Raw genomic sequence first — 23209 nt, 5'->3', positions numbered from 1 at the left:
CGAATTACTCGGCCGCTTCCGACGTCGGCGCCGGTCCCATCTTGGAGTTGTGCAGGTCGACGTTGAGGCCGAGCGAGCGCATTTCCTTGACCAGCACGTTGAACGATTCCGGAATACCGGCCTCGAACGTGTCGTCGCCGCGCACGATCGCCTCGTACACCTTGGTACGGCCGGCGACGTCGTCCGACTTCACCGTCAGCATCTCCTGGAGCGTGTACGCCGCGCCGTAAGCCTCGAGCGCCCACACCTCCATTTCGCCGAAGCGCTGGCCGCCGAACTGCGCCTTGCCGCCCAGCGGCTGCTGGGTGACGAGCGAGTACGGACCGATCGAACGCGCATGGATCTTGTCGTCGACCAGATGGTGCAGCTTGAGCATGTAGATGTAGCCCACCGTCACCTTGCGATCGAACGGATCGCCGGTGCGGCCGTCATAGACGGTCGACTGACCCGAAGCGTCGAGACCGGCCAGCTTCAGCATCTCTTCGATGTCGGCTTCCTTGGCGCCGTCGAACACCGGGGTTGCGATCGGCACGCCGCGGCTGAGGTTATGGCCGAGTTCGAGCAGCTCGTTGTCGTTGAGCGACTTGATCGTCTCGTCCTCGCCGTACACCTTCTTCAAGGTTTCCTTCAGCGGCTTGATGTCCTGCTTCGACAGGTATGCATCGACGGTCTGGCCGATACGCTTGCCGAGGCCGGCGCAGGCCCAGCCGAGATGGGTCTCGAGGATCTGTCCGACGTTCATGCGCGAAGGCACGCCGAGCGGATTGAGCACGATGTCGGCATGCGTGCCGTCTTCGAGGAACGGCATGTCCTCGATCGGCACGATCTTCGACACCACGCCCTTGTTGCCGTGGCGGCCGGCCATCTTGTCGCCGGGCTGGATCTTGCGCTTCACCGCGACGAAGACCTTGACCATCTTCATCACGCCGGGCGGCAATTCGTCACCGCGCTGAAGCTTCTCGACCTTGTCGAGGAAGCGCTGTTCCAGCCCCTTCTTCGACTCGTCGTACTGCTTCCGCATGGCCTCGATCTCGGCCATCAGCTTGTCGTTCGGCGAAGCGAACAGCCACCATTGCGACTTCGGGTACTCCTCGAGCACCGCGCGGGTGATCTTGGTGTCCTTCTTGAAGCCCTTGGGACCTGCAATGCCCTGCCGCCCCTCGAGCAGCTCGGCAAGACGGTTGTAGACGTTGCGGTCCAGGATCGCCTGCTCGTCGTCGCGGTCCTTGGCAAGGCGCTCGATCTCCTCCCGCTCGATCGCCAGCGCACGCTCGTCCTTGTCGACGCCGTGGCGGTTGAACACGCGCACTTCGACGATCGTGCCCTGCACGCCCGGGGGAACGCGCAGCGAGGTGTCGCGGACGTCGGAGGCCTTCTCGCCGAAGATGGCGCGCAGCAGCTTCTCTTCCGGCGTCATCGGGCTTTCGCCCTTCGGCGTGATCTTGCCGACCAGGATGTCGCCGGCGCGCACTTCCGCGCCGATGTAGACGATACCGGCTTCGTCGAGGTTCTTCAGCGCTTCTTCCGAGACGTTCGGAATGTCGCGGGTGATTTCCTCGGGTCCGAGCTTGGTGTCGCGGGCCATCACCTCGAACTCCTCGATGTGGATCGAGGTGAAGACGTCTTCCTTCACGATCCGCTCGGAGAGCAGGATCGAGTCTTCGAAGTTGTAGCCGTTCCATGGCATGAACGCGACCAGCACGTTGCGCCCCAGAGCGAGCTCGCCGAGATCGGTCGAGGGACCGTCGGCGATGATGTCGCCCTTCTTGACGATGTCGCCGACCTTCACCAGCGGACGCTGGTTGATGCAGGTCGACTGGTTGGAGCGCTGGTACTTCATGAGGCGGTAGATATCGACGCCCGACTTGGTCGGATCGAGATCTTCCGTGGCGCGGATGACGACGCGGGTCGCGTCGATCTGGTCGATCACGCCCGAACGGCGCGCCGCGATCGCAGCGCCCGAGTCGCGGGCAACCACGCCCTCCATGCCGGTGCCGACGAACGGCGCCTCGGCGCGAACCAGCGGCACCGCCTGGCGCTGCATGTTCGAGCCCATCAGCGCGCGGTTGGCGTCGTCGTTCTCGAGGAACGGGATCAGCGCCGCGGCGACCGAAACGAGCTGCTTCGGCGACACGTCCATGTAGTCGACCTTGTCGGGCGTCATCGGCACGACGTCGCGGGTGCCGCTCGAACGGCAGACCACGAGGTCTTCGGTGAAGCGGCCCTTGGCGTCGACCGGCACGTTGGCCTGGGCCACGGAATAGCGCCCTTCCTCCATCGCCGACAGGTACACGACCTCGTCGGTGACACGACCATCCTTGACCTTGCGATACGGCGTCTCGACGAAGCCGTACTTGTTCACGCGCGCGAAGGTCGCGAGCGAGTTGATCAGGCCGATGTTCGGACCTTCCGGCGTCTCGATCGGGCAGATGCGGCCGTAATGCGTCGGATGCACGTCGCGCACCTCGAAGCCGGCGCGCTCGCGGGTCAGACCGCCCGGTCCGAGCGCCGAGAGGCGGCGCTTATGGGTGATCTCGCTGAGCGGGTTGGTCTGGTCCATGAACTGCGAGAGCTGCGAGGAGCCGAAGAACTCGCGCACCGCGGCGGCCGCCGGCTTGGCGTTGATCAGGTCCTGCGGCATGACCGTGTCGATGTCGACCGAGGACATGCGCTCCTTGATCGCGCGCTCCATGCGCAACAGGCCGATGCGGTACTGGTTCTCCATGAGCTCGCCGACCGAACGCACACGGCGGTTGCCGAGATGGTCGATGTCGTCGATCTCGCCCTTGCCGTCGCGCAGATCCACCAGCGTCTTGATGACGGAGAGGATGTCCTCCTTGCGCAGCGTGCGCTGGGTATCGGGCGCATCGAGGTCGAGGCGCATGTTCATCTTGACGCGGCCGACCGCGGAGAGGTCGTAGCGCTCGGCGTCGAAGAACAGCGACTGGAACATGGCCTGCGCCGATTCCAGCGTCGGCGGCTCGCCTGGACGCATCACGCGGTAGATGTCGAACAGCGCGTCCTCGCGCGTCATGTTCTTGTCGGCCGAGAGCGTGTTGCGGATGTAGGGGCCGACATTGACGTGGTCGATGTCGAGCAGCGGCAGCTCCTTGTAGCCCTGCTCGTTGAGCGCCTTCATCAGCTTGTCGGTGATCTCCTCACCGGCCTCGGCGTGGATCTCGCCGGTCTTGGGGTTGACGAGATCCTCGGCGACGTAGTTGCCGACCAGCTCCTCATCGGCCATGCGCAGCGCCTTCAGCCCCTTTTCCTGGAGCTGGCGGGCGGCGCGGACGGTGAGCTTCTTGCCGGCCTCGAGCACGACCTTGCCGGTGTCGGCATCGATCAGGTCGTTGACCGTGGAGTAGCCGCGGAAGCGGTTGGCGTCGAACGGAACGCGCCAGCCTTCCTTGGTCCGCTTGTAGAGAATCTTCTTGTAGAACGTGGACAGGATCGCCTCGCCGTCGAGACCGAGGGCGAACATCAGCGACGTCACCGGAATCTTGCGGCGACGGTCGATACGCGCATAGACGATGTCCTTGGCGTCGAACTCGATGTCGAGCCAGGAGCCGCGATACGGGATGACGCGGGCGGCGAACAGCAGCTTGCCCGAGGAATGGGTCTTGCCCTTGTCGTGGTCGAAGAACACGCCGGGCGAACGGTGCATCTGCGAGACGATGACGCGCTCGGTGCCGTTGACGATGAAGGTGCCGTTCATCGTCATGAGCGGAATGTCGCCCATGTAGACGTCCTGCTCCTTGATGTCCTTCACCGACTTCGCACCGGTTTCCTCGTCGATATCGAACACGATGAGGCGCAGCGTCACCTTGAGGGGCGCAGCGAAGGTCATGCCGCGCTGGCGGCACTCGTCGACGTCGTATTTGGGCTGCTCGAACTCGTAGCGGACGAATTCCAGCATCGAGGTGCCCGAGAAGTCGGAGATCGGAAACACCGAGCGGAACACCGCCTGCAGACCCTCGTCGAGACGTCCGCCCTGGGGTTCGTCCACCATCAGGAACTGGTCATAGGACGCCTTCTGAACCTCGATGAGGTTCGGCATCTCGGCGACTTCCTTGATGTGTCCGAAGAACTTGCGAACGCGTTTGCGACCGGTGAATGTCTGCTGCGCCATCGTGGCCTCTCATTTTCGTCGCCCGCCCTGGGCGCACCGTCCGGAACGCGGCTGCCACCGCTTTCCGGGTTGAATTTTCGAACCCGTCTTGGGGGCCGGAGACGCAGTTTCAGGCGCCGATGTCCTGAATCTGTTCTTCAGACCTTCAAAACGCAAAACGACGCGCGGGGCGCAGATGCGCGCCCGCCCGTCACAACGATCATCTTCACGGACTGCAAAAGCCCGAAATAGCCTGCTCTCCCAACGGCTTACAGGGAAATCCGGCATCCCTGCCCACCGCGCTTTCGTGCTGCCGACCCGATATGGGGCGACAATAGTGCAGATTCGAGGGTCAAACCCTCAAATCCCCACACTTTTTCGTGTTCGGCCCGCGTCGGATCGTTCCGTCGCACGCCTTTTGCATCCGGTCCACCCTCGCGAAGGGGGACCAGGATCCCGGGCAGAGCCGTTGCCCGCCCGGGATCCCACCAGTAAGCAGTGCTTACTTGAGCTCGACCTTGGCGCCAGCCTTCTCGAGCTGGGCCTTGATCTTGTCGGCTTCTTCCTTGTTCACGCCTTCCTTCAGCGGCTTCGGAGCACCCTCGACGAGGTCCTTTGCTTCCTTCAGGCCGAGACCGGTGATGGCGCGGACTTCCTTGATGACCTCGATCTTCTTGTCGCCGGCGGAGGCCAGAACGACCGTGAACTCGGTCTTCTCTTCCGCCGGAGCGGCGGCAGCGCCACCAGCAGCCGGGCCGGCCACGGCGACAGCCGCGGCAGCCGAAACGCCCCACTTCTCTTCGAGGAGCTTCGCGAGTTCGGCAGCTTCGAGCACGGTCAGGCTCGAGAGGTCGTCAACGATCTTCTGCAGGTCAGCCATTGTTCAGTTTCCTTGAGTGTAAGTCTGGTTCGGGTTTGAGTTTTGCGAAGGGCGTCAGGCCGCTTCGCCCTTTGAGGCATGAGCCTGGATGACGCGCGCGAGCTTGCCCGCGGGCGCGTTGGCGAGCTGGGCCAGCTTGGTCGCCGGGGCCACGATGAGGCCGACGATCTTGCCGCGCAGTTCGTCAAGCGACGGCAGCGAGGCAAGCGCCTTCACGCCGTCGACATTCAGGACGGTCTTGCCCATCGATCCGCCGACGATGACGAACTTCTCGTTCGCCTTGGCGAATTCAATGGCGACCTTCGGCGCCGCTACCGGATCGTTGGAAGTCGCGATCACGGTCGGCCCCTTCAGCATGGGGCCGATGGCAACGACGTCAGTGCCTTCAAGAGCAATTTTGGCGAGACGGTTCTTCGAGACCTTCACCGCAGCGCCCGCCTGCTTCATCTGCTGGCGCAGCTTCTGCATCTGGGCGACGGTGAGGCCGGAATATTGAGCAACGACCGCGACGCTCGTGGTCTTGAAGACCTCATTGAGCTGTTCGACCGCTTCTTTTTTTGCCGCTCGTTCCACAGCAAGCTCTCTCCGGTTGGCGGTCATCGCGAGAAGCGGGACCGCCGGGTTGCACCCATCGTCCCGCCCAAACCTGAACCTCCGGGTCAAAAACCCATCGGACACGCCGGGCAAGACGACAATTCAAAGCCTGCCCTCCGGGAGCCCAAGGGCCCACGGCGTGTCGAGGTCCGAACCAGACCCGTTTCGCAAAGTCAGCCCTTAAAGCTGGATGCGAAGTGAAATCCGGTCTTCACCCGTCTATGCAGGCCATGCGATTAAGCCGTTGAGGAATCGAAATTCTTCGCGGGCGCCTGCAGTCTTGGACAGGACGAGGCCAGCCGGCGAACCGCCCGACCTCTGCCCGCATCCCTGCCAACCGACGGGTTTTCCTTCCTTTTCGGGCAAATCCTTGCGGACGTCCTGAAAAGGAATGATCTCCTGTCGTGTCGGGTTTTCGGAATGCGTGCACGAACGCGCCTGCCGAGGCCGGCACGTCCGGAGGCGGTTCTTTAACCGCTCGGAGCCTGCTTGCCAAGAGCAAAATTCACACCAGTTCCAATCGATTGCCGGTTGGGTTTGAGATGGCCCAACAAGGACCGATTCAGGCCGATTTGACCCTATAAGGCAGCGGCTTGCCCTCGAAGAACGCCGTCAGGTTGGCCAGCACGCAGTTCTGCATGGCGACGTGCGAATCCAGGGTGTGGCCGCCGATATGCGGGGCGAGCACGACGTTGGGAAGGGCCGTCAGCGCGTCCGGCGCGTGCGGTTCCTTCTCGAAGACGTCGAGGCCGGCCCCCGCGATGGTCTTGTCGGTGAGCGCCGCGACCAGGGCCTTCTCGTCGATGACCGAGCCGCGGGAGATGTTGACGACATAGCCGTCCGCGCCGAGGCGCTTGAGGATATCGGCGCTGACGACATGTTGGGTCTCGGCCCCTGCCCGCACCGCGATCATCAGGACGCTGCACCAGTCGGCCAGCGCCTCCAGCGATGGGAAACATTGATAAGGCAGATCGTATTTGGTGCGGCTGAAATAGCCGACCTCGCTCTCGAAGGCGGCGCAGCGCGCCGCGATCTTGCGGCCGATCTCGCCCATGCCGTAGACGCCGATGCGGCGCCCGGGCATGCCGGCCTGGGGCCGCATCATCGGCGATTGTTTCGAGGCCGCCCAATCGCCGCTGCGGACATATTGGTCGGCCACCAAAATCCGCCGCGTGGTCGCCAGCATCAAGGTCATCGCGATGTCGGCGACGGAAGCCGCATTGGCGCCCGGGCTGTGGCCGACTGCGATGTTGCGGCTGGCCGCTGCCTTCAGGTCGACGCCGTCATAACCGGTGCCGTAGCAGACGATGGCGCCGAGCTTCGGAAACAGGTCCATCGCCTCCGCACCGAACGGCGAGCCGCCCGCGGTGAGCAGCGCGCGGATGCCGTTGAGCTCCTCGACCGGAAACACCTCGCGCGCCGGCTTGCCGCCGGTGTCGAGCAGCTCGAACCGCTCGGCGAAACGCGCCATCATCGACTTGGGAAAGCGCGAGTAGATCAGGACCTTGTCAGTCATTGTTGTTGTTTCCGGTCAGCGGCGCCACAAGCGACGAGGGGCGGAATCGGTCACCCGATTCCGCCCCTCGCCTCATGCAATTTCCAAACCTCAGCCGAGAATGGTGCCCGGCTCGACCTTCACGCCGGGGCCCATCGTCGAGGACACCGCAACGCGCTGGATGTAGGTGCCCTTGGAACCGGCCGGCTTCGCCTTCGAGACAGCATCGGCCAGAGCCTTGATGTTCTCGACCAGCTTCTCCTCGGAGAACGAGGCCTTGCCGACGCCGGCCTGCAGGATGCCGGCCTTCTCGACGCGGAACTCGACCGAGCCGCCCTTGGCGCCCTTCACCGCACCGGTGACATCCATGGTCACGGTGCCGATCTTCGGGTTCGGCATCAGGCCGCGCGGGCCCAGCACCTTACCGAGGCGGCCGACCAGCGGCATCATGTCGGGAGTGGCGATGCAGCGGTCGAAATCGATCGTGCCGTTCTGCACCTTCTCGACCAGGTCCTCGGCGCCGACGACGTCGGCACCGGCGGCCTTGGCTTCGTCGGCCTTGGCGCCGCGGGCGAACACGCCGACGCGCAGCGTACGGCCGGTGCCGTTCGGCAGGGTCACGACACCGCGGACCATCTGGTCGGCGTGACGCGGATCGACGCCGAGATTGATCGCGACCTCGATGGTCTCGTCGAACTTCGCTTTCGCGCGCTCCTTGACCATCTTGATGGCGTCCGCGAGCGGGTAAAGCTTTTCGCGGTCAATGCCTTCGCGGGCTTTGTTCAAACGCTTTCCGATTGCCATAGCCGCTTACCCCGCAACTTCCAGACCCATCGAACGGGCCGAGCCCTCGACCATCTTCATGGCCGATTCGATGGTGTCGCAATTCAAGTCCTTCATCTTCTTCTCGGCGATCTCGCGCACCTGCGCCTTGGTCACCTTGCCGGCCTTGTCACGGCCCGGCGCCTTCGAGCCGGACTGGATCTTGGCAGCCTGCTTGAGGAAGTAGGACATCGGCGGCGTCTTCATCTCGAAGGTGAAGGAACGGTCCGCATAGATGGTGATGATCACCGGGATCGGGGTGTTCTTCTCTTCCTTCTGGGTCTGGGCGTTGAACGCCTTGCAGAACTCCATGATGTTGAGACCGCGCTGACCGAGCGCGGGACCGATCGGGGGCGAGGGATTCGCCGCACCGGCCGGGACCTGAAGCTTCAGGTATCCGGTCACTTTCTTTGCCATGTATCACTCCTGTTGTGCCGGCAGAGCCGGCGGTTTCAGGTTCGTGGTCGGGATCAACGGGCGGCTGGCAACCGCCCTCGTCCTCCCACGGCCTCTTGTTGCGCGAGACCGAAGCCTCGCGCGTTACCCGATCAGACCTTCTCGACCTGACCGAATTCCAGCTCGACCGGAGTGGCGCGGCCGAAGATCGACACCGCGACCTTCACGCGCGAACGCGCCTCGTCGATTTCCTCGACCACACCCGAGAACGAGGCGAACGGGCCGTCGGCCACGCGCACGTTCTCGCCGATCTCGAACGACACCGACGCCTTCGGCCGCTCCACGCCCTCCTGCACCTGGTGCAGGATGCGCATGGCCTCGGCTTCCGAGATCGGCATCGGCTTGTTCTCGGCGCCGAGGAAGCCCGTGACCTTCGGCGTGTTCTTGATCAGATGGAATGCCTCGTCGGTCAGCTTCATCTTCACCAGCACGTAGCCGGGGAAGAACTTGCGCTCGGCGTCGATCTTGCGGCCGCGGCGCACTTCCGTGACCTTCTCCGTCGGAACCAGCACCAGTTCGAACAGCTCCTCGAGCCCGCGCTGCTTGGCCTGCTCGCGGATCGATTCGGCGACCTTCTTCTCGAAGTTCGAATAGGCGTGGACGATGTACCAGCGCTTGTCGGACACTTGAGCGGTTGCTGTTGCCATCAGTGAATGCCCAGAAGGTAGGTGATGAGAACACGGATGATCTGGTCGGCGGCGAAGAAGAAGATCGAGGCCACGGCGACCATCACGAACACCATGATGGTGGTGATCGTGGTCTCACGGCGGGTCGGCCAGGTGACCTTGGCGGTCTCCGAGCGCACTTCCTGCAAGAACTTGAACGGGCTGACTGCCATCGCTTGAGACGCCAATAAGGATTTCAGGGATCCGAACAGCCGCCGTTGGCCCAGCCCTCTGTCTCGAAGGATGAGCCGGAAACCGGGCTCGATTGTTCGGGGATTTCAAGGCCGCGCCGGAAATCCGCGTCTAACGGGCCGGCTGCGAGTGCGGGGTATCTACTGCGGATGGGGCCAAAGGTCAAGGTAGAGAGAGTTCGCCCGGGCAGGCCGCCTTCCCCGAATGGCCGTGCAGAAGCCATCTGGATCAAGGACTTGTCGTCCGCCCGCAAGGCGCCCGCAGGAGGCTATCCGAAGCCCGGCCCGTCAGTCGGCCCGGTCGACCATGGAAATCCCCGGCAGCGGCACCACGAACTTCCCGCCATCGGCGAAATAGCGGGCGTGCTTGGCCCGGATCGGGTCGACATAGCGCCAGGCGAAGACCACCACGAACGCCGGCTTCCGCTCGTAAAGGGCAGCAGGCGGCAGGATCGGGATGTCGTAGCCGGGTCCGGCCATCACCTTCCCCTTGTTGGGATCGTCGTCCACCAGGAAGTCGATCTTGTTCTCCAGGCCGAACTGAGGCAGCAGCGTCGTGGTTCCCACCGACACGCCATAGCCGGCGACCAGCTGACCGCGCGCATGGGCGGCATCGGCCATCGCGACCAGTTCGTCGCGGATGGCGGCGATCCTCTTCACATACGGCGCATAATAGGCCGGCTGATCGACACCGAGCCGTTCTTCCTCCGCAACGAAACGCGCGACCTCGGCCGACGGCTTCTTGGCGCCGCCGGCGCGCTGCACGGTTACGCGGATCGAGCCGCCCTTGGTCCAGATGTGCTGGACGTCGATCAGCTCCATGCCCAGCCGGGCGAAGAAACGGATCAGCGGCTTGATGTTAAAATAGGACAGATGCTCGTGATAGACGGTATCGAGCAGGTTCTTCTCGGTGACGTCGACGCCGTATTGCGTTTCGAAGACGAACAATCCGTCCGGCGCGAGCACGTCACGAACCCCGATCACCAGCGGATCCAGATTGTCGACATTGGCGATCATGTTGTTGGCGATCACGACGCTCGCCGCGCCATGGCTCTGCAGGATGCGGCGACCGATGGCATCGGTGAAGAAATCGCCGATGGTCTCGATGCCCGCCTCCGTGGCGCGCCGCGCGATGTCGACGGCGGGATCGACGCCCAGCACCCGCATGCCGCGCTCCCTGAAGAATCCGAGCAGCGATCCGTCATTGCTGCCGAGCTCGACCACCAGCGAACTCGGCGCGATGCCGAAACGGCTGACGACGTCGTTGGCATAGCCTGCGAAATGCTCGCGCAGGCCGAGCGAGAGCGAGGTGGTATAGACGTAGTTTCGGTACTGGATCTCCGGATTGCCGACATGGAGAATCTGGAGGTGGCCGCAATCCCGGCACAGATGCAGCGACATCGGCACCGCAGCCCGGAAGACGGGATCGTCGACGCTGGCATTCGGCACCTGGAAGTTCGGCGTGCCGATGGGCATGCCTGCCATCGGGACGACCAGCTCTTGGTTGTCCGAATGACAGAGGCGGCAGGTATTGCGGACGTAGAACAGGTTTTTCATCGTGCAACCGAAAAATGAGATACGCGCGCGAGTGAGATCATCCCACCCTGTGAAGACCAGTTCGGCAACGGGCTGAAGCGGGTCATGGGTGGCTCGAGGCCTCATTGCCCAGCCCGTAACTGGGTGCGTCCTCTGCCGCCTTGGCCGCCTTGTCGGCCGCATACGAGCCGCGCTCCCGACTTGCCAACCAGATTGCGCCACCGGCCAGCCCGATGATCACGCTGATGGCGCCCAGCAGGAGCGATATCGACAGCGCCTCCTCGGACGGCACACCCGCCAGACCAAGGCAGGCGACCATCGCTCCCTCGCGAACGCCCCAGCCGCTGATCGAGATGGGGACGGCCGTGAGCAGCACCACCGGCGGAATCAGGATGCCGGCGTCGAGGACAGAGAGCTGCGCTCCGACACCGCGCGCCAGGGCGTAACAGGCCGCGGCGGTGACGAGGTGGATGAGGAGCGCCGATCCGAACAGCAGCGCGCGATGATCGGACTGCAGGAGCAAGAACCTGACCAGCGTTCCGAACCGAACGAAGCTCGCGATCGCGGGCAGCGCGATGAAGCGCTTCGGCAGACGGTCGAGCGTCAACAGGACCACCGTGCCGGCGACGCCCGCCACCGTCAGTCCGCCGATGGCCAGGATCGCGGCCTGATTCGATACGCGTGACAGCAGAAACGGCAATCCGGCCACCATCAGCACGATCAGCCCGATCAACGCCGTGAAGCGGTCAGCTGCAACGCCCTTGACCGCCTCGGGCCACTGCACGTCGCGTTGGCGCAGCAGCCACATCCGCACCGCATCCCCGCCGACCGACGACGGCAACACCTGATTGAACCAGAGGCTGATCATGAGAATCCGCCAGCCCGCGAGCCAATCCAGCGACACGCCGAGCGCGCGCATGATCAGCTCCCACCGGCCGTTGAGCAGGAAGGTCTGAAAGAAGATCAGCGCAAGCGCGACGACGAACAGGACCGGATCGACCGAGACGAGATGATTGCGCAACTGGCGCAGGTCGAGACCACGCGCGATGTAGACCAGCACGGCGATCGACAGCAGCAGCTTCACCGAAAACAGGGCCGCATGCTTGAATCGCGTCCGCATCAAGATGCCCGCCTCAGGACGCCGGATATTCCGCACGACCGATGACGAGGTCGATTGCGGCCATCATCCAGAACTGGTGCGTGGTCTCGACAATGTTGTAGCTGCGGCTGTCGACCCAGAAATTGACGTCGCCGAGATTCCGCAGCGGATTGTCCGTGTTCATGCCCGACAACGTGATCACGTCGAGCTTCATCTTGCGCGCCTGCGCAACCGCGTTGAGGATGTTCTTCGAACGTCCCGACGAGCTGATCGCGACGAGGCAATCGCCGGCGCGCGCATTCAGCCGCACGGCGTGGGCGATCCAGTCCTCGAACCCGTAATCGTTGGCAAGGCACGACATCATGCTCGCATCGCTGAAGCACAGTGCAGGCACCGACGCATTCTTCGCCAGATCGATCGCCAGATGCGAGGCGATCCCGGCCGATCCGCCGTTGCCGACGAAGATGACGCGGCCGCCCTGCTCGCGCGTGCGCAACCAGGACGCGCGTGTCGCGGAGATCCTTGCAAAAATACCGTCGTCGACCGCCGTCGCGCGATGCAGGCGCCCCACGTAATCGTCGAGGAAGGCTTTATGCTCGGGATCGACGGATTCGGCAGGCATGGGCTGGCGGCTCGATTGCAACATCACGGGGTGATACCGGCTATTACCAAGGATTGCAAAGGTATAATACTTGCAAAGTTTGCGAGCGGCTGATAGTCGGCTTTCGGGTTTCACTCAACATTGGCGGGCCTGTTTCGCTGGGCATTCGCGTCACGGATGTTCCCCATGAAATGCATCGTTACTGGCGGCGCCGGTTTCATTGGAAGTCACCTCGTCGATCGCCTGCTCGATGACGGCCACGAGGTCACCGCGCTCGATAATTTCGTGATCGGACGCGCCGAAAACCTCGCCGCGCGCGCCGGTTCGAGCCAGTTGAAGGTCGTGCGGGCAGACGTCACCGATCTCGACGCGATCAAGCCGTATTTCCACGGGGTGGATTGGGTCTTCCATCTCGCCGCGCTGGCGGACATCGTTCCCTCGATCGAGTCGCCGATCCCCTATCACCGCGCCAATGTCGATGGCACGGTCAACGTTCTCGAGGCGGCGCGGCACGCCGGCGCCCGCCGCTTCATCTATGCGGCTTCCTCCTCCTGCTACGGCATTCCGGATGTTTACCCCACGCCGGAGAGTGCCGAGATCCGGCCGATGTATCCCTATGCGCTCACCAAGAATCTCGGCGAGCAATGCGTCATGCACTGGTGCCAGGTCTACAAGCTGCCCGCCGTGGCGCTGCGCCTGTTCAACGTGTTCGGACCGCGCCATCGCACCACCGGCACCTACGGTGCCGTGTTCGGCGTGTTCATGGCACAGAAGCTCGCGGGCAAGCCCTTCACGGTGGTCGGCGACGGCGAGCAGACGCGCGACTTCACCTTCGTCAGCGACGTCGCCGATGCCTTCGTGACCGCCGCCCGATCCGACGTCTCGCACGAGATCTTCAATGTCGGCTCGGACAACACCTACAGCGTGAACCGTCTGGTCGAACTCCTCGGCGGCGACAAGGTCCACATTCCCAAGCGTCCCGGCGAGCCCGACTGCACCTACGCCGACATCACCAAGATCAAGCGCGTCCTGAAATGGGCGCCGAAGGTGAAGTTCGAGGACGGCGTCGCGACGATGTTGAAATCGATGGACCAGTACAAGGACGCTCCGCTCTGGACGGTGGACAAGATCGCCGACGCCACCAAGGACTGGTTCAAATATCTCGGTGACGAGGTCCCCCCGCAGAAGGCAGGCCGTTGAGCAGATTCGTTCACCCGCATATTTTGCCGCCAGCCAATCATTTCCGGGTCGGCCAACTGAGACCGACCGGCGCCTTGGGTCATTCACATGGGTAATGCTGCGACAGACAGGCCGGCCGGCCATCCGGCACCGCACGAGAAGATCAAGACGATCGAGGAGCTCGGCGAGATTGCGCGCACCGCACAGGCAAAGGGCCTGACCGTCGCGCTCTGCCACGGCGTGTTCGATCTGGTGCATCTCGGCCACGTCCGGCACATCCTGGCAGCCCGCAACGAGGCCGACGTGGTCGTGGTGACCATCACCGCCGACCGTTACGTCAACAAGGGCCCGGGACGGCCGATCTTCCCGGAGAACATGCGCGCCGAGATGCTGGCCGCGCTCGGCACGGTCGACTGGGTCGGCATCAATCAGACCTCCAGCGCCGAGCCGGTCCTCGATACCGTGCGCCCCGACATCTACGTGAAGGGCTCGGACTACGAGAATCCCGAGGATGACGTGACCGGCAAGATCGCGGTGGAGCGCGAGGCCGTCGAGCGTCATGGCGGACGCATCGTCTTCACGCGCGACGTGACGTTCAGCTCCTCGTCGCTGCTGAACCGCTATTTCGACATCTACGATCCCCCCTTGCGCGACTACCTCCAGAAGGTGCGCGATGGCGGCGGCGCCGAACGCCTGCTGAAGCTGATCGACAAGATCCAGGACATGCACGTCGTGCTGGTCGGCGACACCATCATCGACGAATACCAGTACGTCACGGCGCTCGGGAAGGCCTCCAAGGAGAACATCGTCGCGACCCTGCTCAAGAATGGCGAGCAGTTTGCCGGTGGCGTCATTGCCGCCGCCAATCACGTCGCGAGCTTCTGCAAGTCGGTCGAGATCGTCACGACGCTGGGCGGCAACGACTACCCCGAAGAGTTCATTCGGGCGCATGTCCGCCCGAACGTAAAGCTCACGCCGATCCGCGTTCAGGGCCGTCCGACCACCCGCAAGCTTCGGTACGTCGAGATGGGCTACCTGCACAAGCTGTTCGAAGTCTACACGATGGACGACACGCCGCTCGACGAAGCCGCGCGCACGGAGATCGACCGCGTCACCGCCGAGCGCGTCCGCGGGGCGGACGTCGTCATCGTCACCGATTTCGGTCACGGCATGATCGCATCCAGCACGATCGACACCCTGATCGCGAATTCCAAGTTCCTGGCCGTCAACGCCCAGAGCAACAGCGGCAATCACGGCTACAACCTGATCACGAAGTATCCGCGGGCCGACTACGTCTGCATCGACGCACCGGAAGCGCGCCTCGCCGCCACAGACAAGTTCAACGACATCGCATCGGTGATCGAGGGCGGCCTGCATCGCAAGATCGATTGCGACAACATGATCATCACGCACGGCTCCTTCGGCTGCTACCCCTTCTCGTCGAAGACCGGCGTTGCGCGCGTCCCCGCCTTCACCAAGACCGTCGTCGACACCGTCGGCGCGGGCGACGCCTTCCTGACGATCACGGCGCCGCTGGTCGCGGCCGGCGGCAATATCGAGGACGTCGCCTTCATCGGCAACGCAGCGGGCGCGATCAAGGTCGGCATCGTCGGTCACCGCAACTCGGTCGAAAAGGCGCCGCTGGTCAAGTTCGTCACCGCGTTGTTGAAATAGCGCAAAAAGAAAAATCCCGGAGAGCGACAGTGATTGGTCAAAAATGGAATGTGATGGTCACCGGTGGCGCCGGCTATGTCGGCAGCGTGCTGGTCCCCCAGCTGCTTGCAGCGGGTCACAAGGTCACCGTGCTCGACTTGTTCATGTATGGCGAGGACGTCTTCAACGCCGTTCGCGACAATCCGAACCTGCGCCTCATCAAGGGCGACATCCGCGATGAGGCCGCGATCAACGAGGCGCTGCGCGGCAACAACGCGGTGATTCACCTCGCCTGCATCTCCAACGATCCCTCGTTCGAGCTGGACCCGGGGCTCGGCAAGTCCATCAACTACGACTGCTTCCGTCCGATGGTGCGCGCCGCCAAGAAGGCAGGCATCAAGCGCTTCATCTATGCTTCCTCATCGAGCGTCTACGGCATCAAGGACGAGGCCGAGGTGACAGAGGAGCTGTCCTGCGAGCCGCTCACCGACTACTCCAAGTTCAAGGCGATGTGCGAGACCGATCTTGCCGACGAGGCCGCGTCGGGCTTCGTCACCTGCACGGTTCGCCCCGCCACCGTCTGCGGCTACGCTCCGCGGCAGCGGCTCGACGTCGTCGTCAACATCCTGACCAATCTCGCCGTCAACACCGGCCGCATCCGCGTGTTCGGCGGAACGCAGAAGCGGCCCAATTTGCACATCCAGGACATGTCGGCGGCCTATCTGTTCCTGCTGCAGCAGGACGATGCGAAGATCGACGGCAAGACCTACAACATCGGCTACGAAAACCACTCGCTGATGAAGATCGCCGACATCGTCAAATCGGTGGTCGGAAACAATGTCGACGTGGCCGTCGAGCCGACCGACGATCTGCGCTCCTACCACGTGTCGTCGGAGAAGATCCGCCGCGAGCTCGGGTTTGCGCCGACGCATACGATCGAGCAGGCCGTGTCCGGCCTCGTCGACGCCTTCAAGGCGGGCCGCCTGCCGAACTCGCTCAACGATCCCAGGTATTTCAACATCAAGATGATGCAGAACATCAGCCTGAAGTGAGCGGCGTGCGGATCGGCATCGATTTCGACAATACGATCATATGCTACGACAGGGTCTTTGCCGCGGCCGCGCGCCAGCGCGGGCTGGTGCCGGAGGGCTGGGACGGGCTGAAGACCGACGTGCGGGACTATCTGCGCTCCGGCGCCGGCGGCGAGCTTGCCTGGCAGGGGCTGCAAGGCTTCGTCTACGGCAAGGGCATCGGCGGCGCCGAGATCTACCCTGGAGTCCGCGAGTTCCTTGTCGCGTGCCGCAAGGCCGGCGCGAGCGTCTATATCGTCAGCCACAAGACGCAGTTCGGCCATCAGGATCCCGATCGGGTCGACTTGCGCGAGGCTGCGCGCGGCTGGCTGAAGAGCGCGGGCCTCATCGACATCGCCGACGCGGCGATCTCGGCGGGCAATGTCTATTTCGAGGACACGTTGGCGGCCAAGGTCGAGCGGCTCGCAAGCCTGCAGCTCGACATCTTCATTGACGATCTCGTCGACGTTTTCGCGCAGCCGCATTTTCCGAAGACGACGCGATCGATCCTGTTCACGCAGGCGCGGCCGCCGCATCCCGCGCATTGCGAGCCGCTCGCGACCTGGGCCGATATCCACCGCGGAGTGTTCACGGCATGAGCGAGCCGGACATCAGCGTACAGGATGCGGTCTCGATCGGCAGTCGTCTCGCCGGGGCGCAGGTCGCGGCCGCGCAACCGGCGCGGTCCGGCGGCAACAACCGGGTGTTCCGGCTGGAGATGGCGAAAGGTCCGCCCCTCGCCCTCAAGCACTACCCGTCCGACGGACGTGATCGCCTGGCACAGGAATATGACGCGCTCACGTTTCTCTCGCGCCACGGCATCACGTCGACACCGCGGCCGGTCGCGAAGGATCCGGCGGCGTTCTGCGCGCTGTATCAATGGTTCGACGGTGACGCCGCGGTCCTGCATCCCCGGCACGACGACGCCGACCAGCTGGCCGATTTCCTGATCGCGCTGCAAAGACTGCGCGACGCTGAAGGCGCGCAGACTTTGCGGAACGCATCGGCCAGCATCTTTTCGCCCGAGGCGGCCATCGCCCAGTACGAGCAACGCCTCGACGGCCTGCGGCGGGCCTCGGATGATGATCCGGACCTGCGTGCGTTCATGGACGGCAGCCTCGTTCCCACCACTGCCGTCGCAATCCGGCAACTGCGTAGGCGCTATGCGGAACTGAGCCTCGATCCCGCCGCGGATCTTGCGCCCGCCCATCGCGCATTGAGCCCGTCGGATTTCGGACTGCACAACGCGCTGCGCGCCGACGACGGCAAATTGCGCTTCATCGACTTCGAGTATTTCGGCTGGGACGACCCGGTCAAGCTCGTGTCCGACACCGCGATTCACCCCGGCAGCGGTCTGCCCGACGCCGACGCGAACCGATTGATCGAGCGGCTCTCCCAGGCCTTCGCGGCTGGGGATGACGCGTTTGCGATCCGTCTTGACGTACTGTATCCTGTGTTCGGGGCGATTTGGTGCCTGATTGTCCTGAATGCCTATTTGCCGGAAAGCCGCTCCCGGCGCGCCCTGGCTATGCAAGGTGGTGATCTGACGGTCCGCCTTGCCGGCCAGCTCGACAAAGCCCGCCGGCTCCATCAAACGATTTGCCAACGTGATCCAGATCTCACCCCACGCTGAAGCTGCTCTCACCTGCACGCTGGACGAGCGCAGCCTGTATTTGCGCCGCCTGGTCCTCGGTTCGGTCCGTTCCGCGGGACGCGGCCATGTCGGGCCTGCCCTGTCGCTGATCGAGATGGTCCGCGTGCTTTACGACGATGTGCTGCGGATCGACCCGCAGAACCCGGGCGATCCCGATCGCGACCGCGCCATCCTCAGCAAGGGACATGGTTGTCTGGCGCTCTACGCGCTATTGGCCGACCGCGGCTTCTTCCCGCTGGCGGAACTGGAGGGCTTTTGCGGCTCCGACAGCATTTTGGGCGGGCATCCCGAATACGGCATGGTGCCCGGCGTCGAGGCCTCGACCGGCGCACTCGGACACGGTCTGTCGATCGGCGTCGGCCTTGCGCTTGCCGCCCGCATGCGCGAGCGCAGCTACCGGACCTTCGTGCTGCTCGGCGACGGCGAGATCAACGAGGGATCGGTGTGGGAAGCTGCGATGGGCGCGGCCAAGCACGGCCTGGACAATCTGGTCGCGCTGATCGACTACAACAAGCTGCAGAGCTACGGCCCCACCGACTACGTGCTGCCGCTGGAGCCGCTCGCGGACAAATGGCGCAGCTTCGGCTTCGCGGTGCAGGAGGTCAACGGCCACGACGTCGGCGCGCTGCGCACGGTGCTGAAGCAGGTCCCGGCCGTGGCCGGCAAGCCTAGCGCCATCATCTGCCATACCGTCAAGGGCAAGGGTCTTCCGGCTGCGGAATCCAATGCCGATTGGCATCACAAGAACAAGCTGACCGACAGCGAGCTCGACGCCATTCGCGTCGCCGTCGGCGATTTTTGATCGGCTCCCCATGCGCAACACCGCGATGAACATGGTCCACAAGCTCGCCGCGCGCGACGAGCGAGTGCTTTACATCGGTTCCGATCCTGGCGCCGGCACCCTGCGCGCGATGAGCAAGGAGTTTCCCAAGCGCCATCTGATCGAGGGCATTTCGGAAGCGCATATCATCGGCATGTCGGCCGGCCTCGCGATGGAGGGCTTCGTCCCCTACGTCAACACCATCGCGACCTTCCTCACCCGCCGCTGCTACGAGCAGGTCGCCGTCGATCTCTGCCTGCACAATCTGCCGGTGCGGCTGATCGCTAATGGCGGCGGCCTCGTCTACGCGCCGCTCGGTCCCACCCACCAGGCGATCGAGGACATCGCCATCATGCGGGCGCTGCCGAACATGACGGTGATCTGCCCGTGCGATGCCGATGAAGCCGCGCGCATGATGGAGCAGACGCTGGATTGGAAGGGTCCGATCTACATCCGGCTCGGCAAGGGCGGCGATGCCATCGTCTCCAAGGCCGAGCACGGTTTTGAGATCGGCAAGGCCATCCTGATGCGCCCGCAGGGCGACGTCCTCATGGTGACCACCGGCATCATGCTCCAGCGCGCCCTCGCTGCGGCCGACCTGCTGGCCGCGCAAGGCATTCGCGCCGGCATCCTGCACATGCATACCGTGAAACCGCTCGACACCGCAGCGCTGCTGCAGGCGCTCCGCGGCACCAGGCTCTTGGTCACGCTGGAGGAGCACGTGCCCTCCGGCGGCCTCGGCAGCGCGGTCGCGGAGGCGCTGATCGACAAGCTCGGCTCCGGTTTCCCTGCGATGCTGCGGCTGTCGCTGCCGGACCGCTTCATGCACAATTACGGTTCGCAGGACTCGCTGCTGAAGAAGCACGGGCTCTCCGCCAGCGCCATCGCGACCTCGATCGAGCATGCGCTCGCGGCGTCGCACACTTCCGCTCCTCAACTTCATTCCACCTGACGGGTCACATGTACGACGTTCGATATTCCTATCTGCTCGAGCAATTCGCCGATCCCGCACCGATCCTCGCCGAGATCGGCCGGCTGGTTGCGACCGGTGACTTCACCCTTGGCAAGCCCGTCGCCGAATTCGAGAAACGCTTCGCCGAATTGATCGGCGTCCGTCACGCCATCGGCGTCGGATCGGGCACCGACGCGCTCAAGCTGCCGCTCAAGGCGCTCGGCATCGGTCATGGCGACGAGGTCATCACCGCCGCCAACACCTTCATCGCCACCGTCGGCGCGATCGCGGAAACCGGCGCGACGCCCGTCCTGGTCGATTGCGACGATTCCTTCTGCATGAACGTGGACCAGGTCGAGGCTGCGATCACTGGCAAGACCAAGGCGATCATGCCGGTCCAGTTGACCGGCGAGGTCACCGACATGGGCAAGCTGATGCCGATCGCGCAGCGTCACAACCTGCCGGTGGTCGAGGACGCCTGCCAGGGCATCCTGTCGGAGTTTGCGGGGAAACGCTCCGGCACCCACGGCATCGCGGCCGGCTTCTCGCTGCATCCGCTCAAGAACCTCAACGTCTGGGGCGATGCCGGCGTCGTCGTCACCAATGACGACGGCATGAACGAGAAGCTGCGCCTGATCCGCAACCACGGCATGAAGAACCGCGACGAGATCGCGATCCTCGGCTGCAACTCGCGGCTCGATTCCTTGCAGGCCGTGGTCGGCAACTGGCTGATCGGCCAGACCAGCGAGATCACGCGCCGGAGAATCGAGAATGCGGCCTATTACGATGCGGGTCTCGCCGGCCTGCCCGGCCTGCGCATCCCGCCGCGCCGTCCCAACGTGAAGCACGTCTACCATCTCTACATGGTGTTCGCCGAACGCCGCGACGAGCTCTACAAGTACTGTCTGGATAACGGCATCGAGGCCAAGATCCACTATCCGATCCCGCTGTATCAGCAGGAAGGCCTGAAGCATCTCGGCTACGCGCCGGGCACGTTCCCGGTCACCGACCGCCACGCCAAGGAAGTCATCAGCTTCCCGGTCGACCAGCACCTGACGCGTGCCCAGCAGGACCGCGTCATCGAGACCGTCAGGAAGTTCTGCCATGGACGCTGACACCGGCCGCCGGCGCATCGGTTACGTCAATCTTCCCGCGCAGTTCGAGGAAGAGCGCGCCGAGATCATGCAGGCGGTCGAGGGCGTGTTTTCCCGCGGCGACTTCATCGGCGGCGCCGCGGTTGGAAAGCTCGAGGAGGAATTGTCGGCCTATCTCGGCTCACCGCATGTCGTAACGCTGAATTCCGGCACCGACGCGCTGATCCTCGCCATGCGGGCGCTCGACATCGGCCCCGGCGACGAAGTCATCACGCCGCCGAACTCGTTCGTGGCATCGACCGCCGCGATCATCGCGGTCGGCGCCACGCCGGTGTTTGCCGACGTGCTGCCCGACCAGAGCATCGATCCGGCCGCGGTCGAGGCCGCCGTCACACCGCGCACCAAGGCGATCATGCCGGTGCATCTGACCGGACGCATGGCCGACATGGCTCCGCTGATGGCAATAGCGGCCAAGCACGCGCTCGCCGTGATCGAGGACAGCGCCCAAGCGGTCGGCTCGACCTATGACGGGCGCATGAGCGGCACCCTCGGCACGTTCGGCTGCTTCTCCGCCCACCCCTTGAAGAATCTCAATGCCGCCGGCGATGCCGGCTTCCTCGTCACCGCCGATGCGGAGCTTGCCGCAAGAATCCGCCGGCTGCGCAATCACGGCCTGATCAACCGCAGCGACGTCCAGGAATGGGGGATCGTGTCGCGGCTCGACACGCTGCAGGCCGAGGTGCTGCGCATTCGCCTGCGTCATCTGCCCTCGGTGATCGAACGCCGGCGGCGCAACGCCGCGCAATACCGCGCCGAGCTCGCAGGGCTGCCCCTGTTCATTCCGCCCTGTCGGAATATCGAGTTCAACACCTTCCACACCTTCGTGGTGCAGACCGAGCGGCGCAACGACTTCCAGAAATATCTTGCCGACAAGGGCATCGAGACTGCGATTCACTATCCGGTCCCGATCCACCTGCAGCCGGCAGCGGCGCATCTGGGCCATGGCCGCGGCGCGTTCCCGGTGACGGAACGGCAGGCGGACCAGATCCTCACGCTTCCCATCAACCAGTTCCTGTCGGCCGCCGACATCAGCTATATTTGCGCGACCGCCCGGGAGTATTTTGCATGACGGACACGGACTTCCTGCACGCCGACGAGCAGGCGCTGGCGCAACGCTTCATCGACGATGGCTTCGTCACCACGCCGGCCGACGATCGCGCCGGGCTCGACCGGATCCAGCGCCGCGCCGCCGAGCTCGCGGCCGACTACCTGAAGCTGCCGCACAGCAACGATCCCTACGCGATGCTGGACACGATCCACACGCGGGTGAGCGTGGATAATCTCAACGGATTGCGGCTGCACGTCTTCAACGGCCTCAACGCCGAGCCCTGGTTCCGCCCGACCTATTTCCGCCTGGCGCGCTCGACGATCGAGACCATCGTCGGCAACGAGCTCTGCATGCAGCGCCGCGTCAATCTCAGCATCCAGCTTCCCGGCGACAGCTCCTCGCTGCTCGCCACCCATTCCGACGTCTGGTCGGGCGACTCGCCGTTCGAGGTCGTGGTGTGGGTGCCGCTGGTCGACGTCCATCGCACCAAGTCGATGTACCTGCTGCCGCCGTCCCTGAACGGCGAGATGCAGGACCGCATGGCGGCCTTGCGCAGCGCCGAAGAGCTGTACAAGACCATCAAGCCGCACGCGACCTTCATCGAGATCCCCTACGGTCACGTGATGCTGTTCAACCAGACCCTGATGCACGGCAATCGCGTCAACGAGGAAGCCGGCACGCGCTGGAGCATGAACTGCCGCTTCAAGAGCATCATGTCGCCCTATGCGGACAAGCGCTTCGGCGAGTTCTTCGAGCCGATCCTGCTGCGCCCGGCAACCCGGGTCGGCATGCAGTACAAGTTGCCAGGAGGCTTCCATGGCTGAGCGAGCCGGCCACCGCGGCTATATCGGCGCCAGGCCGCTGAACGGCAGCCGCACCCCCCAGCACGTCCAGAACATCGTGATCCGCGACTATGCGCGGCGGAAGAACCTGCAATATCTCCTCAGCGCCGCCGAGCACACCATGCCCGGCAGCTACATGGTGCTGGAAGATATCCTGGACGAGCTGCCGCAGCTGCGTGGGCTCATTCTCTACAGCATCTTCATGCTGCCGCCCGACGAGGCACGGCGGCGGCGGATCTACGACCGCGTGCTGCGCGAGGGCTGCGACCTTCACGCGGCGGTCGAGGAGATCACGTTGGCGTCGCAGAAAGACATCCGGGCCGTCGAGGACATCCTGCTCGTCAACAAGTTCGCAACCATCCTGTGACGATGCCGCGGAACGGTTGGGCC

The 23209-nt window shown here is 64.1% G+C and carries 22 protein-coding genes; 11 read left to right on the top strand and 11 right to left on the bottom strand.

The annotated features are described in order from the left end of the window. Positions 1 to 4 precede the first annotated feature (4 nt). From rpoB to ACNJYD_RS15520, 11 genes are all read right to left on the bottom strand, one after another. Positions 5 to 4129: a DNA-directed RNA polymerase subunit beta gene (gene rpoB, locus ACNJYD_RS15570; protein WP_124157675.1), complete on the bottom strand. Its 4125-nt coding sequence runs from the start codon at positions 4127 to 4129 to the stop codon at positions 5 to 7. Between the two features lie 481 nt (positions 4130 to 4610). Then, the gene (gene rplL, locus ACNJYD_RS15565) at positions 4611 to 4988 is read right to left on the bottom strand and encodes a 50S ribosomal protein L7/L12 (protein ID WP_024342440.1); all 378 of its coding nucleotides are present in this window, start codon (positions 4986 to 4988) and stop codon (positions 4611 to 4613) included. Positions 4989 to 5042: 54 nt separating this feature from the next. After that, on the bottom strand, positions 5043 to 5561 hold the full coding sequence (gene rplJ, locus ACNJYD_RS15560) for a 50S ribosomal protein L10 (protein WP_025037001.1): 519 nt from the start codon (positions 5559 to 5561) through the stop codon (positions 5043 to 5045). Between the two features lie 583 nt (positions 5562 to 6144). Further along, entirely contained in the window at positions 6145 to 7098 is a 954-nt protein-coding gene (locus tag ACNJYD_RS15555; RefSeq protein WP_439366846.1) for a 2-hydroxyacid dehydrogenase, read from the bottom strand. 90 nt (positions 7099 to 7188) lie between these two features. After that, positions 7189 to 7881, bottom strand: a complete 693-nt coding sequence (rplA, locus tag ACNJYD_RS15550) for a 50S ribosomal protein L1 (RefSeq protein WP_025037003.1) — start codon at positions 7879 to 7881, stop codon at positions 7189 to 7191. 6 nt (positions 7882 to 7887) lie between these two features. Continuing rightward, positions 7888 to 8316 (bottom strand): 50S ribosomal protein L11, encoded by a 429-nt coding sequence (rplK, locus tag ACNJYD_RS15545; RefSeq protein WP_011088164.1) that lies wholly within the window; start codon positions 8314 to 8316, stop codon positions 7888 to 7890. 131 nt (positions 8317 to 8447) lie between these two features. Then, positions 8448 to 9002, bottom strand: a complete 555-nt coding sequence (gene nusG / locus ACNJYD_RS15540) for a transcription termination/antitermination protein NusG (RefSeq protein WP_018647229.1) — start codon at positions 9000 to 9002, stop codon at positions 8448 to 8450. Further along, complete coding sequence (secE, locus tag ACNJYD_RS15535) at positions 9002 to 9193, bottom strand: preprotein translocase subunit SecE (RefSeq protein WP_026202711.1); 192 nt, start codon at positions 9191 to 9193, stop codon at positions 9002 to 9004. The genes nusG and secE overlap by 1 nt, the downstream gene beginning before the upstream one ends. A gap of 306 nt (positions 9194 to 9499) precedes the next feature. After that, positions 9500 to 10696, bottom strand: a complete 1197-nt coding sequence (locus ACNJYD_RS15530) for a methyltransferase domain-containing protein (protein WP_439366844.1) — start codon at positions 10694 to 10696, stop codon at positions 9500 to 9502. Between the two features lie 154 nt (positions 10697 to 10850). Next, a complete protein-coding gene (locus ACNJYD_RS15525; RefSeq protein WP_257187441.1) occupies positions 10851 to 11831 on the bottom strand; it encodes a lysylphosphatidylglycerol synthase transmembrane domain-containing protein in 981 nt (326 codons plus the stop codon). Positions 11832 to 11880: 49 nt separating this feature from the next. Continuing rightward, on the bottom strand, positions 11881 to 12468 hold the full coding sequence (locus ACNJYD_RS15520; RefSeq protein ID WP_439366843.1) for an SIS domain-containing protein: 588 nt from the start codon (positions 12466 to 12468) through the stop codon (positions 11881 to 11883). Positions 12469 to 12633: 165 nt separating this feature from the next. Between ACNJYD_RS15520 and ACNJYD_RS15515 the strand changes: the two genes are divergently transcribed. The 11 genes from ACNJYD_RS15515 (at position 12634) to ACNJYD_RS15465 (ending at position 23186) form a co-directional block, all read left to right on the top strand. Further along, a complete protein-coding gene (locus ACNJYD_RS15515) occupies positions 12634 to 13647 on the top strand; it encodes an SDR family oxidoreductase (RefSeq protein WP_172783193.1) in 1014 nt (337 codons plus the stop codon). 87 nt (positions 13648 to 13734) lie between these two features. Continuing rightward, a complete protein-coding gene (locus ACNJYD_RS15510) occupies positions 13735 to 15300 on the top strand; it encodes a PfkB family carbohydrate kinase (RefSeq protein ID WP_172783192.1) in 1566 nt (521 codons plus the stop codon). 29 nt (positions 15301 to 15329) lie between these two features. Beyond that, the gene (locus tag ACNJYD_RS15505; protein WP_172783191.1) at positions 15330 to 16331 is read left to right on the top strand and encodes an NAD-dependent epimerase/dehydratase family protein; all 1002 of its coding nucleotides are present in this window, start codon (positions 15330 to 15332) and stop codon (positions 16329 to 16331) included. Between the two features lie 5 nt (positions 16332 to 16336). After that, a complete protein-coding gene (locus tag ACNJYD_RS15500; protein ID WP_246570703.1) occupies positions 16337 to 16948 on the top strand; it encodes a hypothetical protein in 612 nt (203 codons plus the stop codon). Continuing rightward, positions 16945 to 17982: an aminoglycoside phosphotransferase family protein gene (locus ACNJYD_RS15495; RefSeq protein WP_439366842.1), complete on the top strand. Its 1038-nt coding sequence runs from the start codon at positions 16945 to 16947 to the stop codon at positions 17980 to 17982. Before ACNJYD_RS15500 ends, ACNJYD_RS15495 begins: the two co-directional genes overlap by 4 nt. After that, positions 17957 to 18805 (top strand): transketolase, encoded by an 849-nt coding sequence (locus ACNJYD_RS15490; protein ID WP_172783188.1) that lies wholly within the window; start codon positions 17957 to 17959, stop codon positions 18803 to 18805. The genes ACNJYD_RS15495 and ACNJYD_RS15490 overlap by 26 nt, the downstream gene beginning before the upstream one ends. Positions 18806 to 18815: 10 nt before the next feature. After that, entirely contained in the window at positions 18816 to 19775 is a 960-nt protein-coding gene (locus ACNJYD_RS15485) for a transketolase family protein (protein ID WP_439366841.1), read from the top strand. A gap of 8 nt (positions 19776 to 19783) precedes the next feature. After that, positions 19784 to 20890, top strand: a complete 1107-nt coding sequence (locus ACNJYD_RS15480) for a DegT/DnrJ/EryC1/StrS family aminotransferase (protein WP_212254937.1) — start codon at positions 19784 to 19786, stop codon at positions 20888 to 20890. Next, entirely contained in the window at positions 20880 to 21998 is a 1119-nt protein-coding gene (locus tag ACNJYD_RS15475; protein WP_212254936.1) for a DegT/DnrJ/EryC1/StrS family aminotransferase, read from the top strand. The genes ACNJYD_RS15480 and ACNJYD_RS15475 overlap by 11 nt, the downstream gene beginning before the upstream one ends. Then, positions 21995 to 22801 (top strand): sporadic carbohydrate cluster 2OG-Fe(II) oxygenase, encoded by an 807-nt coding sequence (locus ACNJYD_RS15470; RefSeq protein ID WP_439366840.1) that lies wholly within the window; start codon positions 21995 to 21997, stop codon positions 22799 to 22801. Before ACNJYD_RS15475 ends, ACNJYD_RS15470 begins: the two co-directional genes overlap by 4 nt. After that, positions 22794 to 23186, top strand: a complete 393-nt coding sequence (locus tag ACNJYD_RS15465; RefSeq protein WP_439366839.1) for an LIC12192 family sporadic carbohydrate cluster protein — start codon at positions 22794 to 22796, stop codon at positions 23184 to 23186. The genes ACNJYD_RS15470 and ACNJYD_RS15465 overlap by 8 nt, the downstream gene beginning before the upstream one ends. Positions 23187 to 23209 lie beyond the last annotated feature (23 nt).

The organism is Bradyrhizobium sp. SPXBL-02 (assembly GCF_051853065.1).
In the GTDB taxonomy this organism is placed as follows: domain Bacteria; phylum Pseudomonadota; class Alphaproteobacteria; order Rhizobiales; family Xanthobacteraceae; genus Bradyrhizobium.
This window is presented reverse-complemented; position numbering and strand designations above follow the sequence as displayed.

Coding starts and splice junctions, on each gene's coding strand:
- ACNJYD_RS15495 (WP_439366842.1), top strand. CDS start 16,945: ATGAGCGAGCCGGACATCAGCGTACAGGATGCGGTCTCGATCGGCAGT.
- ACNJYD_RS15465 (WP_439366839.1), top strand. CDS start 22,794: ATGGCTGAGCGAGCCGGCCACCGCGGCTATATCGGCGCCAGGCCGCTG.
- ACNJYD_RS15510 (WP_172783192.1), top strand. CDS start 13,735: ATGGGTAATGCTGCGACAGACAGGCCGGCCGGCCATCCGGCACCGCAC.
- ACNJYD_RS15530 (WP_439366844.1), bottom strand. CDS start 10,696: ATGGCAGGCATGCCCATCGGCACGCCGAACTTCCAGGTGCCGAATGCC.
- rplK (WP_011088164.1), bottom strand. CDS start 8,316: ATGGCAAAGAAAGTGACCGGATACCTGAAGCTTCAGGTCCCGGCCGGT.
- secE (WP_026202711.1), bottom strand. CDS start 9,193: ATGGCAGTCAGCCCGTTCAAGTTCTTGCAGGAAGTGCGCTCGGAGACC.
- rpoB (WP_124157675.1), bottom strand. CDS start 4,129: ATGGCGCAGCAGACATTCACCGGTCGCAAACGCGTTCGCAAGTTCTTC.
- ACNJYD_RS15470 (WP_439366840.1), top strand. CDS start 21,995: ATGACGGACACGGACTTCCTGCACGCCGACGAGCAGGCGCTGGCGCAA.
- ACNJYD_RS15480 (WP_212254937.1), top strand. CDS start 19,784: ATGTACGACGTTCGATATTCCTATCTGCTCGAGCAATTCGCCGATCCC.
- rplA (WP_025037003.1), bottom strand. CDS start 7,881: ATGGCAATCGGAAAGCGTTTGAACAAAGCCCGCGAAGGCATTGACCGC.
- nusG (WP_018647229.1), bottom strand. CDS start 9,002: ATGGCAACAGCAACCGCTCAAGTGTCCGACAAGCGCTGGTACATCGTC.
- ACNJYD_RS15475 (WP_212254936.1), top strand. CDS start 20,880: ATGGACGCTGACACCGGCCGCCGGCGCATCGGTTACGTCAATCTTCCC.
- rplL (WP_024342440.1), bottom strand. CDS start 4,988: ATGGCTGACCTGCAGAAGATCGTTGACGACCTCTCGAGCCTGACCGTG.
- ACNJYD_RS15520 (WP_439366843.1), bottom strand. CDS start 12,468: ATGCCTGCCGAATCCGTCGATCCCGAGCATAAAGCCTTCCTCGACGAT.
- ACNJYD_RS15515 (WP_172783193.1), top strand. CDS start 12,634: ATGAAATGCATCGTTACTGGCGGCGCCGGTTTCATTGGAAGTCACCTC.
- ACNJYD_RS15555 (WP_439366846.1), bottom strand. CDS start 7,098: ATGACTGACAAGGTCCTGATCTACTCGCGCTTTCCCAAGTCGATGATG.
- ACNJYD_RS15485 (WP_439366841.1), top strand. CDS start 18,816: ATGCGCAACACCGCGATGAACATGGTCCACAAGCTCGCCGCGCGCGAC.